The sequence below is a fragment of the Clostridium sp. genome, assembly GCF_051654825.1.
Lineage (GTDB): Bacteria > Bacillota > Clostridia > Clostridiales > Clostridiaceae > Clostridium.
In genome coordinates, this window is record NZ_JBOFYU010000075.1 from 1 (window position 1) to 9,053 (window position 9,053).

Consider the following 9,053-nt stretch of genomic DNA (forward strand, 5'->3'; position numbering starts at 1 on the left):
GGTTTATTTAAATCGAATAAATCATTAATAATAAATAGTGATGTAAATGGAAGTTATCAAATAATAAAGAAAGTATTCTCAAATGCATTTGCAAATGAGATAGAGGGTGTAGGGTTACACCCAATTAGAGTTAATATTACTTAATTATAGTATTATGTACTAATAAAGATATTTTATTAAACTTTTTAATAATTTAAATGAGTTTATATTAATATTTTAACCTGGATGAGAATACAATAATGCCATTATATCCAGATACAGACTTCAGTACTCAACTTACAATTTTAGATATTAAATCATTGGATGATCTAAAAAATACAAGTGGAGTTTTTTGTATCAAAATAAATAACGATATTAAAGAATATAAATTTAGGCTATATTAGCTTACTTCGTTATAATACGAAATAAAATAAATTGTATGGGTTACAGATTGTAAAGCTATGGCTTTAGGAGGAAACAGGAAAAAAAGATGAGGTAACCGATATAACTATAGCCAAAGATTTGAGAGCAATTACATACACTGATGTATCGGAAAGTTGGACTACAGATAACGAAGGGTATTTGAGTATTAATGGGGAAAGAAATTCAATTTCCTATAATATAAGGTTACACAGCAGTGGTTCGATATATAGATATTAGATAAAAGTGTAATTCTAATTAATAATATTAATATAATACGAATTAAAAATATAAAAACAGCTAGAAGTTAAAATAATTCAATACTTCTAGCTGTTTTTATGGATTATTTATCACGAAATTATCTAACAGAACCTAATTTTTATAGGGGCATTTATTACGGGTTAGTTAGTTTTGTAACTATATTTTTACCTACATAGGGGAAATATAATACCAAAATATATAAAAGGAGTGTGATTATATGGATTATCCAATGTTTTGTTATCAATGTGAACAAACTGCAGGTGGAAAAGGATGTACTAAAGTAGGGGTATGTGGGAAAACACCTGAGATAGCAGCTCTTCAAGATTTACTTATATATCAAGTAAAAGGAATAAGCTGTTACGTAAATGAGCTAATAAAAAAAGGTGAAAAAATAGATAAAGATATAGTTAGCTTTATTGAAAATACACTGTTTACAACACTTACCAATGTTAACTTTGATGGTGATGTTCATGAAAAGATGTTAAGACAATCTCAAGACATAAAACAAAATCTTAGAAGTAAAGTATCAACTTGTGAAAATTGCTGTGAACAAGCTACATATAATTTAAGTGATACTAGAGAACAAATGCTAATCGATGCAAAAAAAGCCGGGATAATGTATGATCAGGAATTAGATGCAGATATACGTTCTTTAAGACAGACGATAATATATGGTCTAAAAGGTATTTCAGCATATGGGCACCAAGCTAGAGAATTAGGATATTATAATGATCAAGTAGATGAATTTTACTTTAGAGCATTAGAAGCAACTACTGATGATAAATTAACAGTAGAGGATTTAATTACTTGGACTATAAAAACAGGTGATATGAGTGTTGCCATTATGCAAAAGCTAGATGAAGCAAATACTACTGTATATAAAAATCCAGCACCTCATAAAGTAAATGTTAATGTTAAAAAAGGACCATTCATAATAGTTTCAGGACATGATTTAAAAGATTTAGAAATGTTACTAAAACAAACAGAAGGCAAAGGTATAAATATTTATACTCATGGTGAGATGATACCTTGTCATGGATATCCAGAACTTAATAAATATCCTCATTTAGTAGGAAACTTTGGTGGTGCTTGGCAAGACCAACAAAAAGAATTTGATAATATACCAGGATGTATATTAATGACTACCAACTGTCTAATGAAGCCTAGAGATTCATATAAAGATAGAATCTTTACAACAAGTGTAGTTGGATGGGATGGAGTAAAATATATAGGAAAAAGTGAAAATTGTGAAAAAGACTTTAGTGAAATAATAAATAAAGCCCTAGAACTAGGTGGATTTAAAGAAGACCAAGAACCTAAAGAAATATTAGTAGGGTTTGGTCATCATGCTACACTAAGCAATGCTCCAGCTATAATAGATGCAGTTAAATCAGGTAAACTAAGACACTTCTTCTTAATAGGAGGGTGTGATGGAGCAAGAGCTGGAAGAAACTATTATACAGAGTTTGCAACACAAGTTCCAAATGATTGTATAATATTAACATTAGCTTGTGGTAAATATAGATTTAATAAATTAGAGTTTGGCGAAGTAGCAGGGCTTCCAAGACTTTTAGATGTAGGCCAATGTAATGATGCATACTCAGCTGTAAGAATAGCACTAGCACTTGCAGATGCATTTGATACAGATGTTAATAGCTTACCACTTTCTATAATATTATCTTGGTATGAACAAAAAGCAGTTGCAGACTTATTAGCACTATTATCACTAGGCATAAAAGGAATGTACCTTGGACCAACATTACCAGCATTCTTAAGCCCGAATGTACTTCAATACTTAGTTGATACATTTGATATAAAACCAATAAGTACACCAGAAAAAGATTTAGCATCTTGTTTAGAAGTACCTATAAAATAAATTTAATATGTATCATATGTTAAAGAGACTTGGTGAAAAAAGATATATTATATAGGCATCACTAAGTAGGAGGTAAACAATATGTTGAATATAAATAATACAAAATTAAACCCAATAAATATAAATAATTTAAATACAAATAGAGAGATACTAGTTCATAATGAAAAATTTAAAACTGTATATTTTGAATTTGAGGAAGGTAAAGGACTACCTAATCATACTCATAATGGCTATGCAGCAGTATATATAGTAAGTGGTAGTGTAGATATGGAGTTTACAAGTGGAGAGAAATTTGTTTTAAAACAAGATGATTTCTTACCATTTGATGCTAGAGTTGAGCATAATGTTATAGCAAAAGAAACTAGTAAAATAATGGTGATAATATCACAACCTCTTTCTTAAGATAAATTTATATCATAAGGAGATAAAAATATGAAAGCTTTTGTTGATAGAGATACATGTATAGGGTGTGAAGTATGTGAGATACATGGATTAGACTTAGAATAAGTTTTAAAAAAACTAAATGAATAATAATAAAATACCTGTCTAATGGCAGGTATTTTGTCATTTTTAAAGCAAATATTAAATTATTTATTTATGAAGTATCTCTATTACGTTTTTTGCTAGGTTATCTTTGATATCAGATAAGTTTGAACTACTATAAAACGGGCTTGAAATATATGAAAATTTTTATCTATTGAAAATAGTTATCAATTATGATATTATTGTTATAGTCTAAAATAAGGAGAGAATTAAAGTGAATAATATAAAAAGATATATGTATTTAATTATTGGACTAATATCACTAGCACTAGGTGTAATCGGTATTGTGTTTCCAATACTCCCAACAACACCATTTTTGTTATTAGCATCTGTTTGTTTTACTAGAGGATCAAATAAGTTTGATAAATGGTTTAAATCTACAAATATTTATAAAAAATATTTAGAAACCTTTATAAATGAAAAAGCAATGACTTTAAAACAAAAAACTAGCTTATTATTATTTGCAGATTTTATGTTACTATTTCCATTAATAATATTAGATAACTTGTACATTAAATTAATGTTATTAGGATTAATAGGTTTTAAATATTATTATTTTATATTTAAAATAAAAACAATAAAAACAAATAAAACTGTAAATGTAAAAGCATAAAAAATAAATGAAAGAAGGTAGTTAACAACTTATGATAAGCAATAAAATAATATCAATTATAATGGCAGCAATTATAGTATTTTCAAATATTCCTAGCACTTTTGCATTACAAAGTAATACACATCCTAGCGATATTTCTAATACAATAACAACGAATCTAGAAGATGGATCATATATAATCGAAAATGATGCACTGTACATCGATAAAGATAAAGAATCCGTTGCGAGAAAATATATTAATACAACTAGTAAAATAGAGGTAAAAGACGGTATTATATCAGCTATTTTTTCATTTACAGAAAAAGATGTAATAAATAATATCAAGTTTACTTTAGATGATAAAGAAATCAAATATGAAATTATAAATGAAGATGAAAAAACAATAGACTATAAGTTAATAATTAATAATATAGAAGATATATTAAAGGTAAATGCTAATATAAAAACTCCTATATTTCCCAACCCAATGAACGTAGATTTTAGAATAAAATTAAAATCAGATACATTAACTAAAATAGATGAAGATAATGAAAATACTGAAACTCCTGATGAAAACTTAGATGAAGATAAGGAGAATATTGAAATCCCCGATGAAAACTTAGGTGAAGACACTGATAATGATAATCAAAATGAGGAAAATTCAAATCAAGAATCAAATAGCGGAGATGGTAACCAATCTAATGAGCAAAATTTACAAATAAGTGGATATAAAAATGGTACATATAAAATGAATAATAAGGTTCTAACAGATAGTAAGATAGGATATGATGCAGCTAGACAAAGCTTAAATACTGTAAATTACATGGAAATAAAAGATAATAAAATGTACATAATGCTAGGCTTTGGACAAACAGATTTGATGCAAAATATAAGAGTTGTTGTGAATGGTAAAAATGTATCATATACAACTTTAAATAAAAATTCATCTAAAAATACTATGGATATTAAATTTGAAGTCCCAAATTTAAAGTCTGATGTAGCTATTAAATCGTATATACCAGCAATAGAGCAAGACATAAGCTTTGGAGTAGAATTTATTGAGTCATCAGTAGTTAAAATAAGTGAAGAATCAGTAAGTACACCACTAGGTACTCAAGTTTCAAATAGTTCATTATCTAATATGGCTGATAATTTAAAAAATGATACTGAGAATGATAATCAAGAACCTGAAACAGATAAAGATATAAATAGTAGTTTAGATGATAAATATGTAAAAAGATATTCTATTGAGAATGAGGTTATCCACGATAGTGCTATAGGAAGGAAAATGGCTAGGAAATATTTATACAAAATTTCCTATATTGATGAAGATGATTCTAATCAAAAATATCTTACTATAACTTTTTCAGGCACTAGCGTTATGGATAATTTTAAAATAAATGTAAATGGTCAAGATGTTGAATTTGAAACAATGGATCATAGCAATGGTGTAAAATCATTTAGATTTAAAATAAATGATTTTACTGATGACATACAATTTTTTATGTATATAAAGCCTGTAAAGATGAATATAGATTTTAAAATACAATTATTAGAAGAAACTATGAAATTACTTGACGAAAAAGAGGTTGCTACTCAGAGTATAGTTAGTGATTCAAATGTAGAAAAAGTAGATGTGTTTAAAATAGCTTTAATTACTTCTATAATGACTACAATTATGGTTAGCACTGTATTTTTAATTGGTTTTAGAATATATATTAAAAAACAAAGAAAGTAGAGGTTTTAATTTGAGTAGAATAGATAAAGAAAAAAAAACAATTGAAAGTATGATAAAAATCTATTGTAATAAAAAACATAGTACAAAAAAAGGCGAATTATGTGATGAATGCAATGAACTTTTAACTTACGCTAAAAAAAGACTAGATTTTTGCAAGTTTGGGGAAGACAAAAAGTTTTGTAGTAAATGCCCTATACATTGTTACAAAAAAGATATGAAGGAAAAAATTAAAGAGGTAATGAAATTTTCAGGACCTAGACTATTATTCTATGATCCGATAGAAGTTATTAAGCATATTTTTTAAAATTCACGAGTTTCCCCATCAGAAGTAGATAGAAATGGAGGATAAGCTCCTTTTTCAGCTAACATTGGATCTATTAAAAATTTCTTTCTTGCATATGTTACAATTACAGTCGCATTTCTTATTTGTTTAATTTTCATATATAATACCTCACTATTTATTTTCAAATTATTTTTATAACTTTTAAGCTCAGTAGCTTATATACCTAATATGCCATAGATTAGTTTCTCAAATAAACAGAAAAAAGTAGCTTGTATCAACTAAAAGGTTGATTTATTCATAAAGATAATCCCCTAGCTAAGAAGGATAGTATATCTGAATTTGAGTTAGATAAGCAGCTTATTGCTGGTAAAGGATCTATAATTCAAATATGAAAAAGTTTTTCCAAAGTAACATTAATCCTCAAATTATCTTAGAGATAACTAATGATTCTTTAATTATATAAATGGAAAAGTTTTCGTAACTTTCTTTTTAATTGGGTTTAGATAGTAAATATTATTACAATGTAGTAATAAATATAGTTTGTTAATAAATAGAATGATAAAATAAAAATAAATAGAAATATGTAAAAAAATATTTGGGGTGATACATATGTTATTAGAAGAATCTTATGTTTATAGTCAATCAGATTTAATTGAAGTTTTACCTTCAAAACCTGATAAAATCGTTATAAGTGGTGAGTATGCGACACAGATATTAGGAATTATGAAAAATCAATTATCTGAAAATGAAACATTGGGAATGGAATTAGGAAGTGCTGGAGTATTAACAATTTTAATTTATGCTATTGAATCAATTAGGGACTTATTTAGCAAAGAGGACAAAGAAGGTTTGTATATTAATAAAAAGCTAAAAGGTTATAAAGTTGAAAGTATTAATAATGGTCAACTAGTTTTAAAGTTTAAACAATTAGACTATTAAATATACACTAAAATACCAGAGTAGCAAATTAAGGGAGAAATAATAAAATGGCTGTTAGCGTTCAAGAACTATTTAGATACTTACTTGCTATTTTTATCATCATTGCATTTATTACAATGATTGTTTATTTTTTGATTGGTTTAAAAAGTAAAAACTATGAAAAGGCAAAAACATTTGCGATGATTTATGTATGTTCAAATGTATTTCGACTTATATTAGAGTATTTTAATCTGTATTAATAATGAAAAATGTGTAAATATAAAATTATATCAATATAATACAATTTGTTAGCAAGTTATAGAGAATTATAAAAGTACCCACACCTTAGAAGAATATGTATTAAATACTCTAAGATGTGGGTATATTTTATAATTTGATATATTTAGTTCGTAATATTTATCTATACTATGTACAATTATTCAACGTATTTTATTGTAGTATCTTTAACTTTTTTATTTTCAAAACATACATTTACTAAAGCTATTAGAAAACCTAAAAATGCTCCATAGACAATATTACTAAATTCAAAACGAAGTACAAAAATAATCGTTATTGATACTGATAAAATTTGGCCTACAAAGTATAAAATAACTCTATTTACTTTACTTATTTTAGCTAAGTCTCTTTGCATTGGTACAAATATGCCTAATATATTGTTATTAAAACCATTTAGTAACAATCCAAAAATAATCCCTGATAAAACTGTAGCTACTATTGATATTGTTGAATTTCCCATTTCTCCATACACCTTTCGTATAAATTGTAAATTATAATAATCCCTTACTGTGAGTATATTATACAAAATATTGAATTATTTTCCAAATTAAAAATAGTTACATTAATTTGTCGCAGATATTGTAGCTAATTATTAATCAAACATATAGAGAATATTTAGAATATTTGTTAGAATATTAATGACGGTTATTATTCGAGCTCGTATCTAAGGAGGGTTTATTATGAAAGATTTAACTACAGGTAATGAAAGTAAATGTATTTTTAACTTTGCATTACCAATGCTAATAGGAAGCTTATTTCAACAGCTTTACAACACTGCAGACAGTATAATAGTTGGTCGGTTCGTTGGTAAAGATGCAATGGCTGCAGTTTCAGGTGCTACACCGATAATGTTTTTACTAACTTCTTTTCTAATGGGGATAACTTTAGGATTTTCAATACTACTATCTCAATATTATGGATCTAAAAATATGGAAAAAGTTAAAGCAACAATAGATACCACTTATATATTTATATTTATTGCATCCCTTGTAATAAGTGTGATAGGTATATCACTTAGTGGTCCTATACTAAAGCTTATGAATACTCCAGATTCAATTTTACAAATGTCTAAGGGTTATTTAAACATAGTATTTGCAGGTGTTTTATTCTCTGCAGGGTACAATTCTATATCGGCCATATTAAGAGGCCTTGGTGATTCAACCACTCCATTATATTTCCTTATAATTGCTACAGTGATAAATATAATTTTAGATGTTGTTTTTATAATTTATTTTAATATGGGCGTAAATGGTGTTGCTCTTGCAACTGTTATAGCTCAAAGTTTCTCCTTTATTTTTAGTGTTATATACCTTAAAAAGAAACATGAAGTTTTAAAAATAAGAGTGAGGAATTTAGAATACGATAAACAAATTTTTAAAACAGGATTAAAGCTTGGGATTCCTTCTGCTATACAACAAATGTTATTTTCAGTTGGTAATATAACGTTACAGTCATTAGTTAATGGTTATGGAACTTCTGCTATGGCAGCCTTTGGTGCTGGGTCTAAGATAGAAATGTTTATTTCTTTACCTATAATGAATCTAGGTGCAGCAGTGTCTACATTTGTGGCTCAAAATATGGGTGCAGGAAAAGTTGATAGAGTAAAAAAAGGTGTAAAAGCATCTGTTCGTATGTCTTTATTCATATCAGTGTTTGTAATAGTTCTTTTTATGATATTTAGAGATGATTTAATAAGACTATTTAATACAGATCTAGAAGTTGTTAGTATTGGTTCAAATTATTTACTTACAATAGGTCCGTTTTTCTTTGTTATAGGAACTTCTTTTATGCTAACTAGTGCTATTAGAGGTGCTGGAGATTCTATATTTGCTATGATAAGTTCTTTGATTTCTTTATGGTTAGCTAGAATACCTGCTTCATATATACTATCTTCTGTATTTGGAGTTGAAGGTATATGGATGGGGATACCAATAGGATGGATTGTTGGATTTGTAGTTACAGGTGTTTATTATAAAAAAGGGTACTGGAAAAATAAATCTATAATTGAGGAAAAAGATGAACTTAAAAAGTGCTCTAATGAGTGTTAATGTAGCTCATTTATAAGATAATAGATTTAGCCCGTGGAGAGGGTATTTATATAGGACTTCCTCCAAGCTAAAATGTCGGGGCATCCTATATAAATACC

Annotated in this window: 9 protein-coding genes; 7 read left to right on the forward strand and 2 right to left on the reverse strand. The window is 27.1% G+C overall.

What is annotated here, in order from left to right:
• Positions 1-877 precede the first annotated feature (877 nt).
• From hcp to ACRDBA_RS04650, 5 genes are all read left to right on the forward strand, one after another.
• Entirely contained in the window at positions 878-2,536 is a 1,659-nt protein-coding gene (hcp, locus tag ACRDBA_RS04630; RefSeq protein WP_438571751.1) for a hydroxylamine reductase, read from the forward strand.
• A gap of 81 nt (positions 2,537-2,617) precedes the next feature.
• Positions 2,618-2,938 carry a cupin domain-containing protein gene (locus ACRDBA_RS04635; protein ID WP_438571752.1) on the forward strand — a complete coding sequence of 107 codons (321 nt, stop codon included), beginning with the start codon at positions 2,618-2,620 and terminating at the stop codon, positions 2,936-2,938.
• A gap of 355 nt (positions 2,939-3,293) precedes the next feature.
• Complete coding sequence (locus ACRDBA_RS04640; RefSeq protein ID WP_438571753.1) at positions 3,294-3,692, forward strand: YbaN family protein; 399 nt, start codon at positions 3,294-3,296, stop codon at positions 3,690-3,692.
• Between the two features lie 31 nt (positions 3,693-3,723).
• The gene (locus ACRDBA_RS04645; protein ID WP_438571754.1) at positions 3,724-5,409 is read left to right on the forward strand and encodes an NEAT domain-containing protein; all 1,686 of its coding nucleotides are present in this window, start codon (positions 3,724-3,726) and stop codon (positions 5,407-5,409) included.
• Positions 5,410-5,419: 10 nt separating this feature from the next.
• Positions 5,420-5,713, forward strand: a complete 294-nt coding sequence (locus ACRDBA_RS04650; protein ID WP_438571755.1) for a nitrous oxide-stimulated promoter family protein — start codon at positions 5,420-5,422, stop codon at positions 5,711-5,713.
• On the opposite strand, the gene ACRDBA_RS04655 is transcribed toward ACRDBA_RS04650, so the two are convergent.
• Complete coding sequence (locus ACRDBA_RS04655) at positions 5,710-5,850, reverse strand: hypothetical protein (protein WP_438571756.1); 141 nt, start codon at positions 5,848-5,850, stop codon at positions 5,710-5,712. The two genes, ACRDBA_RS04650 and ACRDBA_RS04655, sit on opposite strands and share 4 nt — an antisense overlap.
• A gap of 451 nt (positions 5,851-6,301) precedes the next feature.
• On the opposite strand from ACRDBA_RS04655, the gene ACRDBA_RS04660 reads away from it, so the two are divergent.
• Positions 6,302-6,631 carry a hypothetical protein gene (locus ACRDBA_RS04660; protein WP_438571757.1) on the forward strand — a complete coding sequence of 110 codons (330 nt, stop codon included), beginning with the start codon at positions 6,302-6,304 and terminating at the stop codon, positions 6,629-6,631.
• A gap of 415 nt (positions 6,632-7,046) precedes the next feature.
• On the opposite strand, the gene ACRDBA_RS04665 is transcribed toward ACRDBA_RS04660, so the two are convergent.
• Complete coding sequence (locus ACRDBA_RS04665) at positions 7,047-7,367, reverse strand: hypothetical protein (protein WP_438571758.1); 321 nt, start codon at positions 7,365-7,367, stop codon at positions 7,047-7,049.
• A 220-nt stretch (positions 7,368-7,587) separates the two neighbouring features.
• On the opposite strand from ACRDBA_RS04665, the gene ACRDBA_RS04670 reads away from it, so the two are divergent.
• Positions 7,588-8,955, forward strand: a complete 1,368-nt coding sequence (locus ACRDBA_RS04670) for an MATE family efflux transporter (RefSeq protein WP_438571759.1) — start codon at positions 7,588-7,590, stop codon at positions 8,953-8,955.
• The last annotated feature ends 98 nt before the right edge of the window (positions 8,956-9,053 follow it).

Excerpts from the sequence above, each read along its gene's own strand:
- hcp (WP_438571751.1), top strand. The coding sequence starts at position 878 with ATGGATTATCCAATGTTTTGTTATCAATGTGAACAAACTGCAGGTGGA.
- ACRDBA_RS04635 (WP_438571752.1), top strand. The coding sequence starts at position 2,618 with ATGTTGAATATAAATAATACAAAATTAAACCCAATAAATATAAATAAT.
- ACRDBA_RS04645 (WP_438571754.1), top strand. The coding sequence starts at position 3,724 with ATGATAAGCAATAAAATAATATCAATTATAATGGCAGCAATTATAGTA.
- ACRDBA_RS04655 (WP_438571756.1), bottom strand. The coding sequence starts at position 5,850 with ATGAAAATTAAACAAATAAGAAATGCGACTGTAATTGTAACATATGCA.
- ACRDBA_RS04660 (WP_438571757.1), top strand. The coding sequence starts at position 6,302 with ATGTTATTAGAAGAATCTTATGTTTATAGTCAATCAGATTTAATTGAA.
- ACRDBA_RS04665 (WP_438571758.1), bottom strand. The coding sequence starts at position 7,367 with ATGGGAAATTCAACAATATCAATAGTAGCTACAGTTTTATCAGGGATT.
- ACRDBA_RS04670 (WP_438571759.1), top strand. The coding sequence starts at position 7,588 with ATGAAAGATTTAACTACAGGTAATGAAAGTAAATGTATTTTTAACTTT.